Raw genomic sequence first — 19,898 nt, 5'->3', positions numbered from 1 at the left:
CACAAATTTCTGAAGGAAGCGTACGTTCTGAAGCATGACGAAGGCCATCACCGTCTCCGGGCTGCACAAGTCCTTCGGGCGGACGCACGCACTCGACGGGCTCGACCTGGAGGTCGACTCCGGCGAGGTCCACGGCTTCCTCGGCCCGAACGGGGCCGGAAAGTCCACCACCATCCGGGTCCTGCTCGGACTGCTGCGCGCCGACTCGGGCGCCGCACAGGTGCTCGGCCGGGACCCCTGGGCGGACGCGGTCGAGGTGCACCGCCGTATCGCCTACGTCCCCGGGGACGTGACGCTGTGGCGCAACCTCTCCGGCGGCGAGGTCATCGACCTGTACGGCAGGCTGCGCGGCGGCCTCGACCCCCGGCGCCGGGCGGAGCTGGTCGAGCGGTTCGAACTCGACCCCACCAAGAAGGGCCGCACCTACTCCAAGGGCAACCGGCAGAAGGTCGCCCTGGTCGCCGCGTTCGCCTCGGACGTCGACCTGCTGATCCTGGACGAGCCGACCTCGGGTCTGGACCCGCTGATGGAGGAGGTCTTCCAGCGGTGCGTCACCGAGGAGCGCGACCGGGGCCGCACCGTCCTGCTCTCCTCCCACATCCTCAGCGAGGTCGAGGAGCTGTGCGACCGGGTGAGCATCATCCGCAAGGGCCGTACGGTCGAGAGCGGGTCGCTCGCCGACCTGCGGCATCTGACCCGCACCAGCGTCGTCGCCGAACTCGCGGGCCCGCCCAACGGGCTGTCGGCGCTGCCCGGCGTGCACGACCTCGACATACAGGGCCGCCGCGTCCGGCTCCAGGTCGACACCGACCGGCTGGACGCCGTCCTGCGGTCCCTCAGCGAGTCGGGCGTGCGGTCGCTGACGTCGACGCCGCCGACGCTGGAGGAACTGTTCCTGCGGCACTACCAGGACGAGGCCGCCGAGACGGACGGGGCGGCCGCCCGATGACGACCACCACCTTCGCCGTACGGCCCGCGAGCTCCCGCCAGCTGGCCGGTACGGGCACGCTGCTGCGGTTCGCGCTGCGCCGCGACCGGCTGATGATCCCGGTGTGGGTCGGCGTCAACGCCCTGATGGTCCTCTCCATGCCGGGCACGCTGGAGGGCCTGTACGGCACCACCGCCGAACGCGCCGACCTGATCCGCCAGATGGAGACCAACTCCTCCCTGCGCGCGATGGTCGGCCCGGTCTTCGGCGAGTCGCTGGGCGCCCTGACGGCCTGGCGGGTCGGCGTCTACGCGGGCGCCCTGGCCGCCGTGATGAGCCTGCTGGTCGTCGTACGGCACACCCGGGACGAGGAGGAGAGCGGCCGTCAGGAGCTGGTGGCGTCGGGGATGGTGGGCCGCCGGGCCTCCCTCACGGCGGCCCTGCTCGCGGCGGCGGTCGCGAACGCGGTCCTGGCGCTGCTGGTGACGGCGGGCCTGGCCGGACACGGCACGACCGGCGCCCTGGCCCTGGGACTCGGGATCGCCGGGGTCGGGATGGTCTTGGCCACGACGGCGGCGATCGTCGCGCAGCTGACGGAGAGCGCACGGCTGGCCCGAGGGCTGGCGTCGGCGGTGCTGGGCGCCGCCTTCGTGCTGCGCGCGGCGGGCGACTCGGCGAGGGACGACGGCTCGTCGGTGCTGACGTGGCTGTCACCGCTGGGGTGGCTGGAGAACCTGCGGCCCTACGCGGACGAACGCTGGTGGCTGCTGGCGCTGCTCGCCGGGGCGGTCGGCCTCCAGGGCGCGGTGGCCTACGGGCTGGCCGGCCGCCGGGACATCGGCATGAGCTTCCTGCCCACCCGGCCGGGACCGGCGACCGGCCGTCTGGGCACCGCCGGCGCCCTGGCCTGGCGCTTGCAGCGGGGCAGCGTGCTGGGCTGGAGCATCGGCTTCTTCCTCGCCGGGGCCGTCTACGGCGGCATGACCGAGGGCGCGGCCGACCTGGTCGGGGACAACGCGGGCGCCCGGCGGATCTTCGAGCGGATGGGCGGGCAGTCCGGGCTGACGGACGCGTTCCTGGCGTCGATGGTGGGGATGCTCGGCATGGTCGCGGCGCTCTACATCGTCGCCTCGGTGCTGCGCCTGCACGGCGAGGAGACGTCGGCCCGGGCGGAACCGCTCCTGGCGAACGCGGTCGGGCGCCTGCGCTGGGCCGCCGGACATCTGGTGATCGCCTTCGGCGGATCGGCGCTCATCATGATGCTGGCCGGCCTCGGCTTCGCCGCCGGCTACGGCAAGCAGACCGGCCCCGTCCTGGGGGCGTGCCTGGTGCAGCTGCCGGCGGTGTGGGTGATCGGCGGGCTGGCGGTCCTGCTGTACGGCGTACTGCCCAGGGCGGCCGTGGCGGCCTGGGGTGTCGCGGGGGCGGTGCTGCTGATCGGCTGGGTCGGGCCCGCACTGGACGTACCGCAGGCGGTACTGGACGTCTCGCCCTTCGGGCAGCTGCCGAAGCTGCCGGGAGGATCCATGGAGTGGGGGCCGGTTCTGGTGCTGACCGGGCTGGCGGTGGTGCTGGTGGCCGGGGGGCTCGCGGGGTTGCGGAGGCGGGACATGACGACCTGAGCGGCGGCGGGAACTCGCAGCGGCCCGCGTGCGTCCATGCCGGGCATGGGACAACGTACGCAGGCCGCGGCGGGGTGCCTGACCGCGGCCGTCGGTGCGGGCGCGGGACTCGCGGTGTGGGCCGTCGACGTCCGGAAGCGGCTCTGGCGGTTCGAGGCGGCCCCGGACTGGTCCGTGCTCTACGCCGAACTGCCGCTGGCGGTCCTCGGCGGGGTCGCCGCCGCCCTGACGGTCTGGGCCCTGCTCCGGCGTCTCAGACCACGACGCTGAGCCCCTCCAGCCCGCGGATCACGAAGTTCGGCTTCCGCTGCGGCTCCTCGGCGAGGCGGAGGGCCGGGGCCTTCTCCAGGAGGGCCGTCATGGAGGCCGCCAGCTCGATCCGTGCCAACGGCGCGCCGATGCAGTAGTGGATGCCGGCGCTGAAGGAGATGTGGGGGTTGTCGGAGCGGGTCAGGTCGAGGCGGGACGGGTCCTTGAACACCGTCGGGTCGTGGTTGGCGGAGCCGAAGAGCAGGGCGACCTCCGCGCCGCGCGGGATCGTCGTGCCGGCGATCTCGATCTCGTCCAGGACCCAGCGTTCGAAGAGCTGGAGCGGGGTGTCGTAGCGCATCAGCTCTTCGACCGCCGAGGGGATCAGGGAGTGGTCCGCGCGGAGGGCCGACAGCTGCGCCTCGTCGCGGAACAGGGCGTACCAGCCGTTGACCGTGGCGTTCACCGTGGCCTCGTGGCCGGCGTTCAGCAGCAGGACCGCCGTCGAGATCATCTCCTGCTCGGTGAGGCGGTCGCCCTCGTCGTGGGCCGCGATGAGACCCGAGATCAGGTCCTCGCCGGGCTCCTCGCGGCGGGCCGCGATCAGCTCCCGCAGGTAGTCGGAGAACTCCACCGACGCCCGGACCGCCCTCGCCGCCGTCTCCTCGGACGGGTTCAGCTCGTACATCCCGCAGATGTCGGCCGACCAGGGGCGCAGCGGGGCGCGGTCGGACTCCGGGATGCCGAGCATCTCGGCGATCACCGCCACCGGCAGGGGTTCGGCGACGTCCTTCAGCAGGTCGCCGCCTCCCGCCGAGACCAGCTTCGAGGCCAGCTCGTCCGCCAGCCCGCGCACGTACGGCTTCAGCCGCTCCACCGTGCGCGGTGTGAACGCCTTCGACACCAGGCGCCGGATCCGGGTGTGGTCCGGCGGCTCCAGGTCGAGCATGCCGTGGTCGTTGAGCGTGTGGAACGGCTCGTGCTCCGGCGGGGGCGCGGTGCGGCCGAACTCCTCGTGGGTGAACCGGTGCTGGTACGTCCGGCCCAGGCGCCGGTCGCGCAGCAGCGCCGAGACGTCCGCGTGGTGCGGGACGAGCCACTGGTGCGTGGGCTCGAACCAGTGCACGCGGCCCTGGGCACGCAGCTCGGCGTAGGCGGGGTACGGGTCGGCGAGGAAGGCCGGGTCCCACGGGTCGAATACGGCAGCCATGCCGGGACGCTAGCCCCACATCCCCTTCACTGACCAGGGGTGTTCCTTCACGCGGTCGAGACGGTTCGGTGAAACGAAGATCGTTAAGCTGGGTGTGCCGCCTGAGCGGCAACTGCCTTCGCACAGAAAGAAGTTCATGACTCAGCAGCGAGCCAAGCTCCGTACCCGCGTCCCCGCCCGACTGGCCGCCTCGGCCATGCTCGCCCTGTCGCTGACCGCCGGCGCGGTGGCGGCCGGCGCCCCGGCCGCCACCGCCGCCGAGATGCCGTGCAAGCCGAAGGTCTACTACTACGTCTACAAGGGCAGTGGCGTGAACTTCCGCACGGGCGCGGGCACCGGCTACGCGTCCAAGGGGATCCTCCACAAGAACGACTGGGGCAAGAAGCTCGCCACCAAGGGCTCCTGGATCAAGCTGAAGCTCGGCCAGAAGTCCAGGAGCGGCATCGCCAAGGGCACCACCGGCTGGGTCTCGAAGTCGTACGTGAGCGACTGCGTCCCGATGCAGCTGGACTGACCAGGCCCCCGCGTCGCCCCGGGCCTGAGGGCCCGCGGGCGGCGTCCTAGCCCGGCGTCACCAGCCGCGCCTCGTAGGCGAACACCGCCGCCTGCGTACGGTCCCTCAGCCCCAGCTTCACCAGGATCCGGCTGACGTGCGTCTTGATCGTCGACTCGGCGACCACCAGCCGCTCGGCGATCTCCGCGTTCGACAGGCCCTGCGCGATGAGGACCAGCACCTCCGTCTCCCGCTCGGTGAGCTCCCCGTACGCCGCCTGCGCGGAGGGCATGAGGCGCGGGGTCTCGGAGAGCTTGGAGAACTCGGTGATCAGGCGCCTGGTCACCGACGGGGCCAGCAGCGCCTCCCCGGACGCCACCACCCGTACGCCGTCGGCGAGCTGGCGGGCCGAGGCGTCCTTGAGGAGGAAGCCGGAGGCTCCCGCGCGCAGCGCCTGGTACACGTACTCGTCGAGGTCGAAGGTGGTGAGCACCAGCACCTTCGCCGTGCCGTCGGCGGCGACGATCTCGCGGGTCGCCTCGATGCCGTTCAGCTCGGGCATGCGGATGTCCATCAGCACGACGTCCGGGGCGAGTTCGCGGACCTTGGCGACGGCCTCCCGGCCGTTCACCGCCTCGCCGACGACCTCGAAGTCGGGCATCGCGTTCAGCAGGACCGAGAAGCCCTCGCGCACCATCATCTGGTCGTCCGCGATCAGCACCCGGATGGTCATGCGTCACCCTCGTCCGGCAGGGCGACCGGCAGGAACACCGCCACCTCGTAGCCTCCCTCGTCCGTGCCGCCCGCCGTCATCTCGCCGTTCAGCATCGACACGCGTTCCCGCATGCCCGTGATGCCGTGCCCCGCGCCGGGCGAGGGCTTGATCAGGCTCGGGTTCGGCGGCGGGCCGTTGACGATCCGCAGGCCCAGGCCGCCGAGAACGTATCCGATCTCGACCCGGGCGGTCGCGCCCGGCGCGTGCCGCAGGGAGTTGCTCAGCGCCTCCTGCACGATGCGGTACGCCGACAGCTCCACGCCCTGCGGCAGCTCGCGCACCGCGCCGGTCACCACCTTGTCGACGCTCAGCCCGGCCTCCCGCACATTGGCCAGCAGCGCCTCCAGGTCGGCGAGGGTCGGCTGCGGGGCGTCCGGGGCCTCGTAGTCCTCGGCGCGGACGACACCCAGGACGCGGCGCAGTTCCGTCAGGGCCGCCACCGCGTTCTCCCGGATCGTGGCGAACGCCTTCTCCAGCTCCGGCGGCGGGTTCTCCACCCGGTAGGGCGCGGCCTCCGCCTGGATGGCGACCACCGACATGTGGTGGGCGACGACGTCGTGCAGCTCGCGGGCGATCGTCGTGCGCTCCTCCAGCAGGGTGCGGCGGGAGCGCTCGTGCGCGGTGACCGTCTGCTGGGCGGTGACCTCCTGCTCGGCGTGCCGACGGGTGTGCCAGACGGTGACGCAGAGCAGGATCATCGCCGAAATGATCAGCATGCCACCGGAATTGCTGCCGTACTCGTAGTAGGTCGGGCCGATACCGGTGTCCGCCAGGGCGGCGTACAGCGCCGTCAGCGCCCACATCCACGCTGCCGTGCGCGGCCGGGTGCGTATCGCCACGACCGTCAGCACGGTCAGGTGGCAGACGAAACTGCCGGCCGCCCAGGGCCATTCGCCCCAGCGGCTGCCGAGCACGGAGGCGATCGGGGTGGAGATCATGGACGCCCAGAACGCGCCGACGGGCCGCACCATGGTCAGCAGCACGGGAATCGCGCACAGCAGACCGAGCAGCAGGGCCGGGCCGCTGGTGTCGACCGTGGAGAAGGCCAGGGTGATGAGGGCCGCCGCGATGATCAGGGCATGCGGCAGCCAGGTCGCGTGCTCCCGCAGGCGGCCCGGCAGCCGGCGGACGATCCGCCCGTCCGTGCGGCGGCCCTGCAGCGGCCGGTAGGCGAAGGCGCCGTGGAAGAGGTCCTCGCGCAGTCCGCGCAGGGAGTCCACCGCCACCCGGTACTCCGGACTGCGGGACCTGGCCCCGTTTCCCGGCGGCGTGGTCTGTATGTGAGTCGTCTCGGTCACGTACAGAACGGTAAGCGCGCCCCGTGTCCCGGTCGTCCCCTGTGAGAGGGGTTCCTCGGCGTCCCCCTCAGGTACTACGGGGAGGAACCAAGGGGCCCGGCCTCAGTACCCCGACGGACGCACCAGCCCCGACTCGTACGCGAACACCGCCGCCTGCGTCCGGTCCCTGAGGCCCAGCTTCACCAGGATCCGGCCCACGTGGGTCTTCACCGTCTGCTCGGCGACGAACAGGTGCCGGGCGATCTCCGCGTTCGACAGGCCCTGCGCGATCAGGGCGAGCACCTCCGTCTCCCGCTCGGTCAGGTCGCCGATCCGTTCCTTGAGCGGGGCGCGGGGCCGGTCGTCCAGCCGGGAGAACTCGGCGATCAGCTTGCGGGTGATGACCGGGGCGAGCAGTGCCTCCCCGGCCGCCACCACCCGGACCGCCTCGGCGAGCTGATCCGACGACGCGTCCTTCAGCAGGAACCCGGAGGCCCCGGCGCGCAGCGCGTCGTAGACGTACTCGTCGAGGTCGAAGGTGGTGAGCACCAGCACTCTGATGTCCGGGTGCGCGGCCGTGATGTGCTCGGTGGCCTCGATGCCGCCGATGCCGGGCATGCGGATGTCCATGAGGACGACGTCCGGGGCGGTCTCGGCGGCCTTCGCGATACCGCCCGCGCCGTCCTTCGCCTCGCCGACGACCTCGATGTCGGGCTGGGTGCCGAGCAGCACGGTGAAGCCCTGCCGGACCATCGCCTGGTCGTCGACGATGAGGACCCGGATGGGGTCGCCGGTGCCGCTCGTCATGTGGTTCCTCTCCTGGGGGCCTTGGTGTGGTCGGTGCCCGGGCCGTCGGCGGGCGGGGTGTCGGGAAGGAACGCGGTGACCTTGAAGCCGTCCCAGTGCCACGGGTGCGCCGTCATGGTGCCACCGAGCATCGCTACGCGTTCCCGCATCCCGAGCAGTCCGTGCCCCGCCCCCCTCGACGGCGGTGCGGGTCCGGTCGGCCGGGAGTTGGTTATCTCCACCTCAAGGCCGTCCGCCTGGTAGGTGAGAAGGACCTTGGCGCTCGCGCCGGGCGCGTGCCGCAGGACGTTGCTCAGTGCCTCCTGCACGATCCGGTACGCCGACAGCTCCACGCCGGGCGGCAGCGGACGCCGCTCGCCGTTGATCTCGGTGGTGACCTCGCGGCCCGCGGCCCGGGTGTTCTCCACCAGGGCGTCGAGCCGGTCGAGCGTGGGCTGCGGGGCGTGGTCGCTGAGCGGCCCTCCCGGGCCGGTGTGCTCCGAGCGCAGCACGCCCAGCACCCGGCGCAGCTCGGTCAGCGCCTCCAGCGCGTTCTGCCGGATGCCCGCGAGGTTCTCCTTGAGCTCGTCGGGCGGGTTCTCGACGAGGTGCGGGGCGACCTGGGCCTGGATGGAGATGACCGACATGTGGTGGGCCACCACGTCGTGCAGCTCCCGCGCGATGCGGCTGCGCTCCTCCAGCAGGGTGCGCCGGGTGCGCTCCTCCGCGGTGAGCGTGGTCTGCTCGACGAGTTGCGCGCGGGCCTCGCGGCGGCCGCGCAGGGCGGTGCCGACGACCACGACGACGACGGACAGCGGGACCGCGATCGCGCCCGTGTCGTCGTAGTCCTCCCCGGTCAGCAGGGACTCGAAGCCGAAGGTGAGCAGCACCGTCACGGCCAGTGCCGCTATCGACGCCCGGGTGGGCACCCGCAGGGCGAGCAGCAGCAGCACGAGCAGCAGGCCGATGATCCCCGCCGCGGTCCAGGGCCAGGTGTAGGTCTCCAGGTCGAAACCCAGCTGACCGCGCAACGTGACGGCACCCACGACGAAGGCGCCCATCGTCAGCCACCACGCCGGGACCGGTCGCCAGAGGCCCAGCACCACGGCGCCGCCCTGCGCGACCGCGATCACGAGGGCCAGACCGGGGGCCAGATGGCCGTTGTCGTTCATGTCGCCCGTGCCGCCGAAGGTGATCCCGAACGCGGCCAGGCACAGCACGCCGTGCGGCAGCCAGCGCAGCCATGTGGAGGGCGGCAGCGGATCCGCCCGCAGGGTCCACAGGTCGTCACGCAGCACCCGCAGCCAGCCCACGATCCGCGCCCGCAGCGCGCGGCCCACCCCCGAGTCCGTCACCCGGCCAAGCCTAGACATGACGCGCCTTCGCCGCCGTACCCCGGCCGGACGGGCGGTGCGACCGCACCACCCGAGAGGCGCGGTCCGGCCCGCCGCCCCGCTCGAAGGTCCGGAAGGCGGCCCAGCAGACCGCGAGCGCCAAGGCGAACACGGGCAGCCACAGGAGCCGGGCCCCGACCCAGCCGAGGTCGTCCGGCCGGGTGTGCAGTCCGGGGAGCCGGCCCGCGAGGAGGCCGGTGGCCGTCGTGGCCATCAGGGCCGTCTGGTGCCAGAGGAAGACGGTCATCGCGGAGAGGTTGACGAGCGCCACCGCCGCCCACGCCACGGGCCGGCGCATCGCCCGGCGCAGACGCTCGCGCAGCAGCAGGGCGAGACCGCACTGGGCCAGCCCGAAGGTGACGACGGCCAGCGTCGGCGGATCGAGGTTGGACACGCCCTCCCCGGGGACGCCGACCATCGACGCCGGATAGCCCGCGAGCGTGACCAGCCCCACGGTCGCCGCCGCACCGCCGGCGAGCAGCACCCAGCCCGCCCGGGGCCGCTCCAGCTCGCCCCGGGTCCAGGCCGCGCCCAGCGTGTAGGGCACCATCCAGCCCGCCGCCACGTTCACCCAGCCCAGCCAGGAGGGCCCGCCGAGGCCGAACCGCAGAACATCCACATGCAGGACGACGGCCAGCGGCCAGAGCGGGTTGAGCCGGGCCAGCAGCGGGGTCGCCGCCGTCAGCGCCGCGAACACCACCAGGAACCACAGCGGGGACAGGGCCAGTTTGACCAGGGTGCGGACCGTCCCGAACTCCGCGCCGGACAGCAGCAGGGCGAGCGCGACCACGGTCCACAGGCTGAGGACGGCCGCTACCGGCTTGAACAACCGGCTCAGACGGCCCGTCAGCCACTGGTGGTACGGGATGCCACGGGCCCGGGCCGAGGTATGGCCGCGGGTGGCGACATGGCCGCCGACCAGGAAGAACACGGCGAGGGTCTGGAACAACCAGGAGACGGGCGTCAGCCACGGCATGTGCTGCAGCGGGCTCGCCGTGCGCAGGGCACGGCCGTCGGAGACCAGGGCCGTGACCAGCCAGTGGCCGAGGACGACGCCGAGGACCGCGGCGGCACGCAGGGCGTCCACAGCCCGGTCGCGGTCGGGCGGGGTGGCCTTGCCGACCCGGTCGGCGCCGCGCCGCAGAGCACCCTCGATCCGGTGCACACCGGTGTCAGTCATGGGTCACCGCCTCGGTCTCGCCCAGGACGATCCGGGTCAGGTTGGTGAGGGAGGTCGAGCCGGGACGGAAGTAGTCGCTGTGGCCGCCGTCGCCCGCCGCGAAGACCCGGGCGCCGAAGGCCGGGGAGACCGGGTCGGTGCCGAAGCCGACGGTGGTCCCGAACAGGTCGGTGCTGACATGCGGGACGTTCTCCACCCAGTCGTCGCCGCCCCGGGCCGCCCAGACGCGGGCCCGGGTGTGCAGGGCGGTGGCGGAGTCCGCGCCGGTGCCCGGGCTGCCGACGAGCGCGATGTCGTCGACGGCGAGCCCGGCGGCCGCACGCCCGCAGACGACCGAGCCGTAGGAGTGGCACAGCAGCGAGAGGCGCGGCCCGGTGCCCGCGGTGGCCCGCAGGCCGGCGACGAGCGCGCGCAGGTGCGGGGCCGCCTGCTCCGCCCTGCCGGTCGTGGTGACCGTCGTGCTGACCGTGCCCGGTGTCTCGTAGCCCAGCCAGGCCACGACCGCGGTGCGCGTGCCCGCCGGGGCCTGCCGGACGAGCTGCCCGTACAGGGCGGCGGCGGCCGCGTGGAACCGGCCGTAGGTGTCGAGGCTCGTGTCGGAGCCGGGGACCAGGACGGCGATGCGGTCGGCCCGGCCGAGGTCGCCCAGGACCTCCGTCACCCGGCCGGAGCCGCGGCCGTCGAACGCCAGGAGATGCCGGGCCGGGGCGGCCAGGGAACGGTCCGTCGCGGCGCGGTCCCGGTCGTGGTGGGCGGCCGCCATCCGGGCCGCTTCGGTGGCGTTCGCACGGTTGGCCGCGTACGCCTCGTCGAGGGTCGACGCGTCGAGAGGGGCGAGCGAGGCGGGCGGCGGAGCAGGGATCTCCGGCCGCACGGCCGCGGAGAGCGGGAGTACCACCGCACCGGCGACGAGCGCCGCCAGCGCGGCACGCCGCCATCGCCCCGCACGGCGCCGAACCCCCTCGCCACGACGGTACTTCGATGCGAACCCCACGGTCGTCCCCCTCCACCGCACCCGGCCATCGGGCCTGCGTTGGAAGGAAAGCTACGAAGCGGGGGTCGTCGTCCGCGTCACACCGGGGGATGCATCTGCGGCGTAGCTCTCAGGTACTACGGGGATGACCGGGGCGGGTTCTCGGGGTGCCGCCGGGAGCGCCGCTCACCAGGCCAGTTGCTCGATCTCCTCGACCACCACCGCGCAGGCGTCCGCCGCCGGGTCGATGAGCGGGAAGTGCCCGACCCCCTCCAGCAGGGTCACCCCGACCATCTCCCCCGCCTTCGCCGCCGCGTCCGCGTACGCCTCGGTGACCACCTGCGGCACGTCGAGGTCGGCACGGCCCTGCACGAGGGTCGTGGCGATGCCGTTGGGCAGCAGCAGCGCCGGGTCGGCGTAAGGCCGCCGCTCGTCGAAGTGCTCGTCCCCGCCCAGGAACTGACGTACACCGCCGCCGCACACGTCCAGCTTGTGGGCGACGGCGAAGTCCGCGATCGGGGCGAGGGCGACCACCCCGCGCAGGGCGGCCGGGACGGGGGTGCGCCAGGGCGAGTCGGCCGGCAGGACGTGCCGGGCGGCGCCCCACAGCGCGAGCTGCCCGCCCGCCGAGTGGCCGGTGAGGACGGTACGGCGCGGGTCGGCCTGCGGCAACAGCTCCCGTACGAACGCCGGGAGGGCGTCCAGCGCGGCGGCGACGTCGTCGAGGGTGTCGGGCCAGCGGCCGGCGACGCCGTCGCCGTCACCACCGCGCCGGTACTCGACACTGGCCACGGCGAACCCGTGCCGGGCGACGAACTCCGCGAAGGGGCTGATGTGCCAACGGTCGTACGGTGCCCGCCACACCCCGCCGTGCAGGACGACCACGACCGGGGCGGCCCCGCCCGGGCCGCTGCCCTCGCGCGGGGCGTAGAAGTCGATCACCTGGTCGGGGTGGTCGCCGTAGGCGGCGGTGGCGTCGGGGTCGACGGGCGCGTGGGAGAACACCGACTTCTCCTCGGCAGCGGCCCGTGCTGCTGCGACGTCGTCCGTCATGCTCCAACCTCTCAGCGATGAAACGTATCTGGCGGACCAGCAGGTCTGCCGCCCGCCGGGACGGTATCAGGCACGCCGGAAGCGACGGCCCCCGCGGCGGCGGGGGCCGTTCGCCACGCAGGACTCACGCCAGCGTGTCCGCCAGCACCCGCGCCGCCCGCTCCACGTCGGCGAAGCCCACATACAGCGGTGAGAAGCCGAAGCGCAGCACGTCCGGCGCCCGGAAGTCGCCGACCACACCCCGCTCGACCAGCCGTTTCATCACGGCACCGGCGTCGTGACAGCGCAGGGCGATCTGACTGCCCCGCTCCCCGTGCGCCACCGGCGTCAGGCACTCGACCCGGCCCTCGGGCACATACTCCGCCACGCACTCCAGGAAGAAGTCCGTCAGCGCGAGGGACTTGGCCCGCACCGCCTCGACGGACACCCCGTCCCACACCTCCAGGGCCGCCTCCAGGGCCAGCATGGAGAGGATGTCCGGCGTGCCGACCCGGCCCCGCAGGGCTCCCGCGGCCGCCTCGTACTCGCTCCGCATCCCGAACGGCTCGGCGTGCGAGTTCCAGCCGGGCAACGGGGAGTCGAAACGGTCCTGCACGCCCCGGCGCACATACAGGTACGCGGGCGAACCCGGCCCGCCGTTCAGGTACTTGTAGGTGCAGCCGACCGCAAGATCGACCCCGTGCTCGTCCAGTCCCACCGGCAGCGCGCCCGCGCTGTGGCACAGATCCCAGACGGCGACCGCACCCGCCTCGTGCACGGCGGCCGTCAGCGCCGGCAGGTCGTGCAGCCGGCCGGTGCGGTAGTCGACGTGGTTGAGGAGGGCGGCGGCGGTCCGGTCGCCCAGCGCGCCCGGCACGTCCGCCGGTGCCACCGGCCGCAGTGTGCAGCCGGTCATCCGGGCCGCGGACCCGGCGATGTACCCGTCGGTCGGGAAGGTCGTCGCGTCGACGAGCAGCTCGTCACGGCCCTCCCCGGCCATCCGCACCGCACCCACGAGCGCCTTGAAGACGTTGACGCTCGTCGAGTCCCCGACCACGATCTGCCCGGACGCCGCCCCGACCAGCGGGGCGATCCGGTCACCGATCCGCTCCGGCGCGGTCCACCAGCCGCTCTCCTCCCAGGAACGGATACGCAGCTCGCCCCACTGGCGGCGGACGACGTCCTCGACCCGGCCGGGGACGACCGCCGGCAGCGCGCCCAGCGAGTTGCCGTCGAGGTAGACGACCTCGTCCAGCACGAACCCGTCGCGGCTGCCGCGCAGTTCGTCGGCGGCGTCCAGCTTCTCCGCACGTACCGCGAGCTCAGACCCCGGTTCAGACATAGGACCGCGCCGTCCACAGCTCGGGGAACACGTTCTTCTGCGCCCGCTTCTCCAGCCAGGCCACCCCGGCGGAGCCGCCCGTGCCGGTCTTGGCGCCCATGGCGCGGCGGGTGGCGACCAGGTGGTCGTTGCGCCAGCGCCACACCAGCTCGGCGACATCGCTCAACGCCTCGCCGAGCCGGGCGAGTTCGTCGCTCTCGTCACCCGAGTAGACGGCCGTCCAGGCCGCCTCCACCTCCGGCGACGGCTCGTAGCGCAGCGCCACGTCCCGCCGCAGCACGGACTCCGGGACGTCGTACCCGCGCCGCGCGAGGAGCCGCACGGCCTCGTCGTACAGGCTCGGCTCGTGCAGCGCCTTCTCCAGCTCGGCGTGCACGCGCGGCGCGCCCCGGTGCGGGACGAGCATCGACGCGGACTTCTCGCCGAGCAGGAACTCCATCCGCCGGTACATCGCCGACTGGAAGCCGGAGCCCTCGCCGAGAGCGCTGCGGTACGAGTTGAACTGGGCCGGCGTGAGCTGGGCCAGCGGCTTCCAGGAGGCGTTGAGCGCCTCCAGCTCGCGGACGGACCTCTTCAGCGCGGCGGTCGCGGTGGGTACGTCGTCTCCGCGCAGCGCCTGTGCCGCCGTCTCCCACTCGTGGACGATGACGGTGAACCACAGCTCCATCACCTGGGTCGTGACCAGGAAGACCATCTCTCCGGGGTCGTCGGAGAGGGTGTGCTGGAGGTGGGTGAGCACGTCCGCCTTGACGTAGTCCTCGTACGGCGTCGTGCCGGCGAAATCGAGATGCGGGGTCTCGGGCTCGTGAGCCTCGTGGGACATCGCTGTCTCCTGCAGATAACTCCGGGTAGCGGTCCGCCCCTGCCGAATCCGACACGGGGGCCCCGGTCCCCAGGGGGCATCTTCCGCAATCGTCCCCCGAAACCGCAAGGTCCGCCCGCCCGGGGCGGACGGACCTCACACACACGGACCGCTGATCAGCCCAGGACCTGCGCCGCCGTCGGCGAGGAGTCCTTCAGGAACTGGGAGCAGCGCTCGTACTCCTCCTGCTCGCCGATCGCCTGCGCGGCGCGGGCGAGGGCGTGCAGGGCACGCAGGAAGCCGCGGTTCGGCTCGTGCTCCCAGGGCACCGGGCCGTGGCCCTTCCAGCCGCTGCGGCGCAGCGCGTCCAGGCCGCGGTGGTAGCCCGTACGGGCGTACGCGTACGACTCCACGGTCGCGCCCCGCTCGTACGCCTCGTCGGCGAGCTGCGCCCAGGCGAGTGAGGAGGTGGGGTGCGCTGCCGCGACCTCGACCGAGGAGGCACCCGACGCGAGCAGTTCCCGGGGGCCGGGGTCGTCGGGGAGGTGGGTCGGGGGCGGGCCCCCGAGGAGGTTCTCGTGAATGGACATGGGGTCAAGTCTGCGCCATCAAACCCAGCTGCGGGCATGCGTGCCGCTGGGGCGATGGGGGTGCCCCCTGCTCGAGCGAAGCCGAGAGCTTGGGGGAGGGTGGGCGCAGCGGCACCCCGCAGCGCCGGGTCGCGCAACGCCCCGGCCTCAGCCCGAACGCCCCGGCTCCTACCCCAACCGCTTCCGCACCGGCTCCCCCTCCAGCGGCGGCGCCGTGACACCCCCGTGCCGCAGACACTCCGGCCGCTTGCACCCGGGCGGCGGCCTGCGCACCGTGGCCGCCGCGATCGCCGCCCCCACCACCAGCGCCCCCGCGCACCACCCCATCGCCCGCCCGAACGCCGCGTCGAAGGCCGCCGGCTCCCGGTACGCCTCCTCCCCCATCCCCGCCAGCAACGGCAACGCCGCCACCGCCACCAGCCCCGCCGCCCGGGCCGCCGCGTTGTTGATCCCGCTGGCCAGCCCGGCCCGCGCGACATCCACGGACCCCAGCACCGTCGCCGTCAGCGGCGCCACCAGCGTGACCATGCCCAGTCCGAGCACCACCAGCGCCGGCAGCACGTCGGCCGGATAGGACGCCCCGGGGCCGACCCGCAGCATCAGCAGCATCCCGGCCGCGCACAGCAGCGGCCCCACCGTGAGCGGCACCCGCGGCCCGATCCGGTCGGCCAGCTCCCCGGACCGCGCCGACAGCAGCAGCATCAGCACGGTCGTCGGCAGCAGCGCCGTACCGGCCCCGAGGGCCGAGTAGCCCACGACGACCTGGAGCTGAAGAGCCGCGAGGAAGAAGAACCCGCCGAGCGCCGCGTACACGCACAGCGTGACGAGGTTGACCGCCGTGAACTGGCGCGAGGAGAAGATGTCCGGCGGCATCATCGGCTCGGCCCGGCGCCGCTCGACGACCACGAACCCCACGGCCGCCGCCACCCCGCCGACCGCCGTGACCGCGACCGTCAGGCCGCCCCCGCCGGCCTCGATCAACGCGTACGTCAGCAACGCCAGCGCCACCGCGCCGAGGACGGCACCGAGCACGTCGAACCGGCCGCGGGCCCCCTCACCGCCCGACTCGGGCACGTGCCGCAGCGCCACCGGCACGCACACCAGCGCCACGGGCACGTTCAGCAGGAACACCCATCGCCAGCCCGGTCCGTCCACCAGCCAGCCGCCGACGAACGGCCCGACGGCCGCCCCGATCCCGCCGAACCCGGACCACAGGCCCACCGCCCGTCCCCGGTCGTCAGGGTGGAAGGACGCCTGGATCAGCGCCAGCGACCCGGGCGTGAGCAGCGCACCGCCCACTCCCTGCAACGCCCGCGAGGCGATCAGCACCCCGGCGTTCGGCGCGATCCCGCACAACAGGGACGCCGCCGCGAACCACACCACACCGACGACGAACACCTTCCGCCGCCCGAACCGGTCCCCCAGCGCCCCGCCCAGCAGGATCAGCCCGGCCAGCGTGACCATGTACGCGTTGACCGTCCACTGCAGGGCCGAGAGGCTCGCGTCGAGGTCGCGGCCGATGCGCGGCAGGGCCACGTTGACGACGGTCGAGTCCAGCATGGCCATGCTGGAGCCGAGGACGGTGGTGAGCAGGATCCACTTGCCCTGCGGTGAGGCCAGCCGGACATCGGGCATGCAGGGAGCATACGGACAGACAGCAGAGCCCGGCACCACAGGAGGTGCCGGGCTCGACGCGGGCGAACCGGACTACTTGATCTTCGTGCCGGTGGAACGCAGGTTGCCGCAGGCCTCGACGACGCGCGCGGACATGGAGGCCTCGGCCAGCTTGCCCCAGGTGCGCGGGTCGTAGGTCTTCTTGTTGCCGACCTCGCCGTCGACCTTCAGGACGCCGTCGTAGTTGCGGAACATGTGGTCGGCGACCGGGCGGGTGAACGCGTACTGGGTGTCCGTGTCGATGTTCATCTTCACGACGCCGTTCTCCAGGGCGGTGCGGATCTCCTCCTCCGTGGAGCCGGAGCCGCCGTGGAAGACGAAGTCGAAGGGGCCGGGGGAGGCGGCCTTGCCGTACTTGGCGGCCACGCCCTCGTTCAGCTCCTTCAGCAGCTCGGGACGGAGCACGACGTTGCCCGGCTTGTACACGCCGTGCACGTTGCCGAAGGACGCGGCCAGCAGGTAGCGGCCCTTCTCGCCCAGGCCGAGGGCCTCGGCGGTGCGGATCGCGTCGTCGACCGTGGTGTACAGGGAGTCGTTGATCTCGTGGGAGACGCCGTCCTCCTCGCCACCGGTCGGGGTGATCTCCACCTCGAGGACGATCTTCGCGGCGCGGGCGATCTCCAGCAGTTCCTGGGCGATGGAGAGGTTGTCGGCCAGGGTCTCGGCGGAGCCGTCCCACATGTGCGACTGGAACAGCGGGTTCAGACCGGCCTCGACGCGCTTCTGGGAGAGCGCCAGCAGCGGACGTACGTACCCGTCGAGCTTGTCCTTCGGGCAGTGGTCCGTGTGCAGCGCGACGTTCACCGGGTACTTCTCGGCGACGATGTGCGCGAACTCGGCCAGGGCGACCGCGCCGGTGACCATGTCCTTGTTGTACTGGCCGCCCAGAAACTCGGCACCACCCGTGGAGATCTGGACGATGCCGTCGCTCTCCGCCTCAGCGAAACCGCGCAGGGCCGCGTGCAGGGTCTGGGTGGAGGTCACGTTGATGGCCGGGTAGGCGAACTTTCCTGCCTTCGCCCGGTCCAGCATCTCGTTGTAGACCTCGGGAGTTGCGATGGGCATGCGTCCGCTCCTTGTATCTGCGGGTTGGCGTACTGCGTTCTTTACGGCCCTGACCTAGACCTTGGGATGCGACGTCATCGTCGGCCCCATCTTTCCAGACTTGGCCGGAAGGTCCAGGCCACCGTCCACGCCCTGGTCAGTCCCTGGTCAGGCCCTGGTCAGTCCAGGCCCAGCTCGTCCTTGGAGAACGCGAAGAGGTACGGCACACCGGCACCCTCCTGGATCTTCTCGGCGGCGCCGGTCGCCCGGTCGACGATCGTCGCGACGGCGACGACCTCGGCCCCGGCCTCGCGCACGGCCTCGACGGCGGTGAGCGGGGAGCCGCCGGTGGTGGAGGTGTCCTCGACGACCAGCACGCGGCGGCCGGCGATGTCCGGGCCCTCGACGCGTCGCTGCAGGCCATGCGCCTTCGCGGCCTTCCGTACGACGAAGGCGTCCAGGCGCTTCCCGTGCGCGGCGGCTGCGTGCAGCATGGCGGCGGCGACCGGGTCGGCGCCCATCGTGAGACCGCCGACGGCGTCGAAGTCCAGCTCCGCGGTCAGGTCCAGCAGCACCTGCCCGACCAGCGGGGCGGCCTCGCCGTCGAGCGTGACGCGGCGCAGGTCGACGTAGTAGTCGGCCTCCAGACCCGACGACAGGGTCACCTTGCCGTGCACCACGGCCTTGTCCTTGATCTGCTGCAGCAGCGCGCCGCGTGTGTCCGTCATGCCGCCCAGCTTAGAGGCGGCGCCAGCTCCAGGTTGTGGTGGCCTCCAGCGGCTCCAGGGGCGTGACCAGGTGCGGCAGGGTGTTGAGGCCGTTGGGCGGGCCGGTCTGCGGCTCCACGCACACGGCGGCGTCCTGCTCGTCGTAGACGACGACCCACTCCTGGCGGCTCGCCACCTTCAGCTCCAGCTGCCCGGGCCAGGTCAGGGTGACGTCGACGCCGCCGGGCATCCCGAAGCAGTCGTCCCAGGGGCCGGGCTTCGGGTCGACGCGGTTGCCGGTGGGCAGGTGGTCGTCGCCGCGTTCCTCCTGCCAGGCCGGGTCGAAGTCGAGCTGTACGTCCTCGCCGCCGAGGTTCCGGTTGAACCACGGGTGCCAGCCGATCTGCGCCGGGAAGGACGAGTCGTACGTCTCGACGGACATGGTGAGGGTCAACGCGTCCTCGGTGAGGGCGACGACCTGGGTGACGCGGCCCTTGTGGGGCCAGGGGTCGGCGAGCTCGTGGGTGATGACGGCCTCGGCCGTGCTCGTGCGGGCGGTGCGCCAGGCGCTGTCGCGGGCGGTGCCGTGGATGGCGTGCGGCGGGGCGTTGAGGGGCATCTGCCGCACGGCGGCGCCGTCCAGGAACCGTCCGTCCCGGATCCGGCCGCACCACGGCACCATCGGGAAGCAGCCGAACCGCTCCCCCTGCCGGAGCACCTCCACGCCGCCGATCCGCAGCCCTCCGACCCGGCCGCCGTTGCCCGGCTGCACGGTCACCTCCGCGTCGCCCGCGGTCAGCGTGATGTCTTCGTCACTCACGGGACGACCCTACTGGTGTGATCAAGAGGGCCTGGTGCGGTGCGGGCTGTTCCGGCGGTGCGGGCGGCGTGTCTCAGCGGCGCCTGCGCAGGGCCCGGACCGCCACGACGGCCGACGCCAGCGCGAGCGCTGCCGCGGGGGCCGCCCAGCGCAGCGGGGCGGGAGCCGTCACGGTCTGCGGCGCGGGCACCGGCGCGTACCGCCCGCGCGGCGGCGCGTGATCGACCTCCTCGGCACTGCGCCCGATCATCGTCCGCCGCGCATGCGCCGCCTCGGCGACACCGTCGTCATCCTCGTCGCCGTCCTCGACGCCCTCACTCCGGGGACGGAGAGGAGACACCGGAACACCGGGTCCCTGAACGGAAGGGGGCTCGGAGGGTGAGGTGTCGTCGTCGGCGGCGGGAGGCTCGTCGCCGGGCCGGGCCGGCCCCTCGGGCTGTTCGTCCGCTGCGGCCGGCGCCGGAGGCGGGGGTGGGGGGTCGTCCGCGTCCGGGGTCGTTTCGTGGTTCGTCGTGGCGCGGGGCTCGAAGTCCTGGGTGGCGGCGGGCGTGGTCGTCTCCGGGGCCGCCTCGGCGAGGTGTTCCACGAAACGGTTCAGCAGCCGGGTGACGGCGCCCTCGACCTGGTCCGCCGGGAGGTCCTCGATCCGCCCGTCCGCCGAAGCCGTCCCCTCGAAGACGACCGTCGCGCCGTCCTCCGCCTCCCGCAGGGCGATCCGCAGCGCGAGCGTGACCGAGCCGCTGCCTCGCGACTCCTCCGCCTCCCCTTCGACGGCGTAGGCCCCGTCGTCCCGCCGGGTGACCCGTACGGTGCCCCGGTAGGTGACGGAGTGGCTGCCGACGCGGATCTTCAGCCGCCCGGTGACGGGCTCGGCGCCGGCGTCCTGCTGGAGCCCGGGAACCGCCCGGGCGACCCGCGCAGGGTCGTCCAGCACCTCTCTGAGCCGCTCGGCCGGGACCGGAACGAACACCTCGTGCTCCATGTGGACGGACTCTACCCA

The 19,898-nt window shown here is 73.0% G+C and carries 20 protein-coding genes; 4 read left to right on the top strand and 16 right to left on the bottom strand.

Annotated elements, in window-relative coordinates; translation table 11 throughout:
- The first annotated feature begins 34 nt into the window (after positions 1–34).
- The 3 genes from ABZ016_RS10745 to ABZ016_RS10735 are packed head-to-tail and all read left to right on the top strand — an operon-like array spanning position 35 to position 2,820.
- Positions 35–949 (top strand): ABC transporter ATP-binding protein, encoded by a 915-nt coding sequence (locus ABZ016_RS10745; protein ID WP_356916203.1) that lies wholly within the window; start codon positions 35–37, stop codon positions 947–949.
- Positions 946–2,550 (top strand): ABC transporter permease, encoded by a 1,605-nt coding sequence (locus ABZ016_RS10740; protein ID WP_356916202.1) that lies wholly within the window; start codon positions 946–948, stop codon positions 2,548–2,550. The genes ABZ016_RS10745 and ABZ016_RS10740 overlap by 4 nt, the downstream gene beginning before the upstream one ends.
- 45 nt (positions 2,551–2,595) lie before the next feature.
- Positions 2,596–2,820 carry a hypothetical protein gene (locus ABZ016_RS10735; protein WP_356916201.1) on the top strand — a complete coding sequence of 75 codons (225 nt, stop codon included), beginning with the start codon at positions 2,596–2,598 and terminating at the stop codon, positions 2,818–2,820.
- Here the strand turns inward: ABZ016_RS10735 and ABZ016_RS10730 are convergent.
- The gene (locus ABZ016_RS10730; protein ID WP_356916200.1) at positions 2,804–4,009 is read right to left on the bottom strand and encodes a cytochrome P450; all 1,206 of its coding nucleotides are present in this window, start codon (positions 4,007–4,009) and stop codon (positions 2,804–2,806) included. The genes ABZ016_RS10735 and ABZ016_RS10730 overlap by 17 nt on opposite strands.
- A gap of 136 nt (positions 4,010–4,145) precedes the next feature.
- Between ABZ016_RS10730 and ABZ016_RS10725 the strand changes: the two genes are divergently transcribed.
- On the top strand, positions 4,146–4,523 hold the full coding sequence (locus ABZ016_RS10725; RefSeq protein ID WP_356916199.1) for an SH3 domain-containing protein: 378 nt from the start codon (positions 4,146–4,148) through the stop codon (positions 4,521–4,523).
- A gap of 46 nt (positions 4,524–4,569) precedes the next feature.
- On the opposite strand, the gene ABZ016_RS10720 is transcribed toward ABZ016_RS10725, so the two are convergent.
- From ABZ016_RS10720 to ABZ016_RS10650, 15 genes are all read right to left on the bottom strand, one after another.
- Positions 4,570–5,235, bottom strand: a complete 666-nt coding sequence (locus ABZ016_RS10720) for a response regulator transcription factor (RefSeq protein ID WP_356916198.1) — start codon at positions 5,233–5,235, stop codon at positions 4,570–4,572.
- Positions 5,232–6,575 carry a histidine kinase gene (locus ABZ016_RS10715; RefSeq protein WP_356916197.1) on the bottom strand — a complete coding sequence of 448 codons (1,344 nt, stop codon included), beginning with the start codon at positions 6,573–6,575 and terminating at the stop codon, positions 5,232–5,234. The genes ABZ016_RS10720 and ABZ016_RS10715 overlap by 4 nt, the downstream gene beginning before the upstream one ends.
- Before the next feature lie 102 nt (positions 6,576–6,677).
- Positions 6,678–7,361, bottom strand: a complete 684-nt coding sequence (locus ABZ016_RS10710) for a response regulator transcription factor (protein WP_356916196.1) — start codon at positions 7,359–7,361, stop codon at positions 6,678–6,680.
- Entirely contained in the window at positions 7,358–8,713 is a 1,356-nt protein-coding gene (locus ABZ016_RS10705) for a sensor histidine kinase (RefSeq protein WP_356916195.1), read from the bottom strand. Before ABZ016_RS10705 ends, ABZ016_RS10710 begins: the two co-directional genes overlap by 4 nt.
- Positions 8,706–9,914, bottom strand: coding sequence for an acyltransferase (locus ABZ016_RS10700; RefSeq protein WP_356916194.1), 1,209 nt, complete (start codon positions 9,912–9,914; stop codon positions 8,706–8,708). Before ABZ016_RS10700 ends, ABZ016_RS10705 begins: the two co-directional genes overlap by 8 nt.
- On the bottom strand, positions 9,907–10,908 hold the full coding sequence (locus ABZ016_RS10695; protein WP_356916193.1) for an alpha/beta hydrolase: 1,002 nt from the start codon (positions 10,906–10,908) through the stop codon (positions 9,907–9,909). Before ABZ016_RS10695 ends, ABZ016_RS10700 begins: the two co-directional genes overlap by 8 nt.
- Before the next feature lie 165 nt (positions 10,909–11,073).
- A complete protein-coding gene (locus tag ABZ016_RS10690; RefSeq protein ID WP_356916192.1) occupies positions 11,074–11,940 on the bottom strand; it encodes an alpha/beta hydrolase in 867 nt (288 codons plus the stop codon).
- Positions 11,941–12,064: 124 nt separating this feature from the next.
- Positions 12,065–13,261, bottom strand: a complete 1,197-nt coding sequence (gene kynU, locus ABZ016_RS10685) for a kynureninase (RefSeq protein WP_356916191.1) — start codon at positions 13,259–13,261, stop codon at positions 12,065–12,067.
- Positions 13,254–14,084, bottom strand: coding sequence for a tryptophan 2,3-dioxygenase family protein (locus tag ABZ016_RS10680; protein ID WP_356916190.1), 831 nt, complete (start codon positions 14,082–14,084; stop codon positions 13,254–13,256). The genes kynU and ABZ016_RS10680 overlap by 8 nt, the downstream gene beginning before the upstream one ends.
- A gap of 155 nt (positions 14,085–14,239) precedes the next feature.
- Complete coding sequence (locus ABZ016_RS10675) at positions 14,240–14,653, bottom strand: DUF3151 domain-containing protein (RefSeq protein ID WP_356916189.1); 414 nt, start codon at positions 14,651–14,653, stop codon at positions 14,240–14,242.
- Positions 14,654–14,821: 168 nt separating this feature from the next.
- Positions 14,822–16,288, bottom strand: a complete 1,467-nt coding sequence (locus ABZ016_RS10670) for an MFS transporter (RefSeq protein WP_356916188.1) — start codon at positions 16,286–16,288, stop codon at positions 14,822–14,824.
- A gap of 72 nt (positions 16,289–16,360) precedes the next feature.
- Positions 16,361–17,392 (bottom strand): class II fructose-bisphosphate aldolase, encoded by a 1,032-nt coding sequence (fbaA, locus tag ABZ016_RS10665; protein WP_356916187.1) that lies wholly within the window; start codon positions 17,390–17,392, stop codon positions 16,361–16,363.
- Between the two features lie 158 nt (positions 17,393–17,550).
- Positions 17,551–18,099: an orotate phosphoribosyltransferase gene (pyrE, locus tag ABZ016_RS10660; protein WP_356916186.1), complete on the bottom strand. Its 549-nt coding sequence runs from the start codon at positions 18,097–18,099 to the stop codon at positions 17,551–17,553.
- 10 nt (positions 18,100–18,109) lie between these two features.
- Positions 18,110–18,898: an aldose 1-epimerase gene (locus ABZ016_RS10655; RefSeq protein WP_356916185.1), complete on the bottom strand. Its 789-nt coding sequence runs from the start codon at positions 18,896–18,898 to the stop codon at positions 18,110–18,112.
- Between the two features lie 73 nt (positions 18,899–18,971).
- Positions 18,972–19,880 (bottom strand): SRPBCC domain-containing protein, encoded by a 909-nt coding sequence (locus ABZ016_RS10650; RefSeq protein ID WP_356916184.1) that lies wholly within the window; start codon positions 19,878–19,880, stop codon positions 18,972–18,974.
- Between the last annotated feature and the right edge of the window lie 18 nt (positions 19,881–19,898).

The sequence above is a fragment of the Streptomyces sp. NPDC006372 genome (assembly GCF_040612515.1).
Classification (GTDB): domain Bacteria; phylum Actinomycetota; class Actinomycetes; order Streptomycetales; family Streptomycetaceae; genus Streptomyces.
Note: the sequence above shows the minus strand (reverse complement) of the source record. Positions and strands in the feature narration are given on the sequence as shown.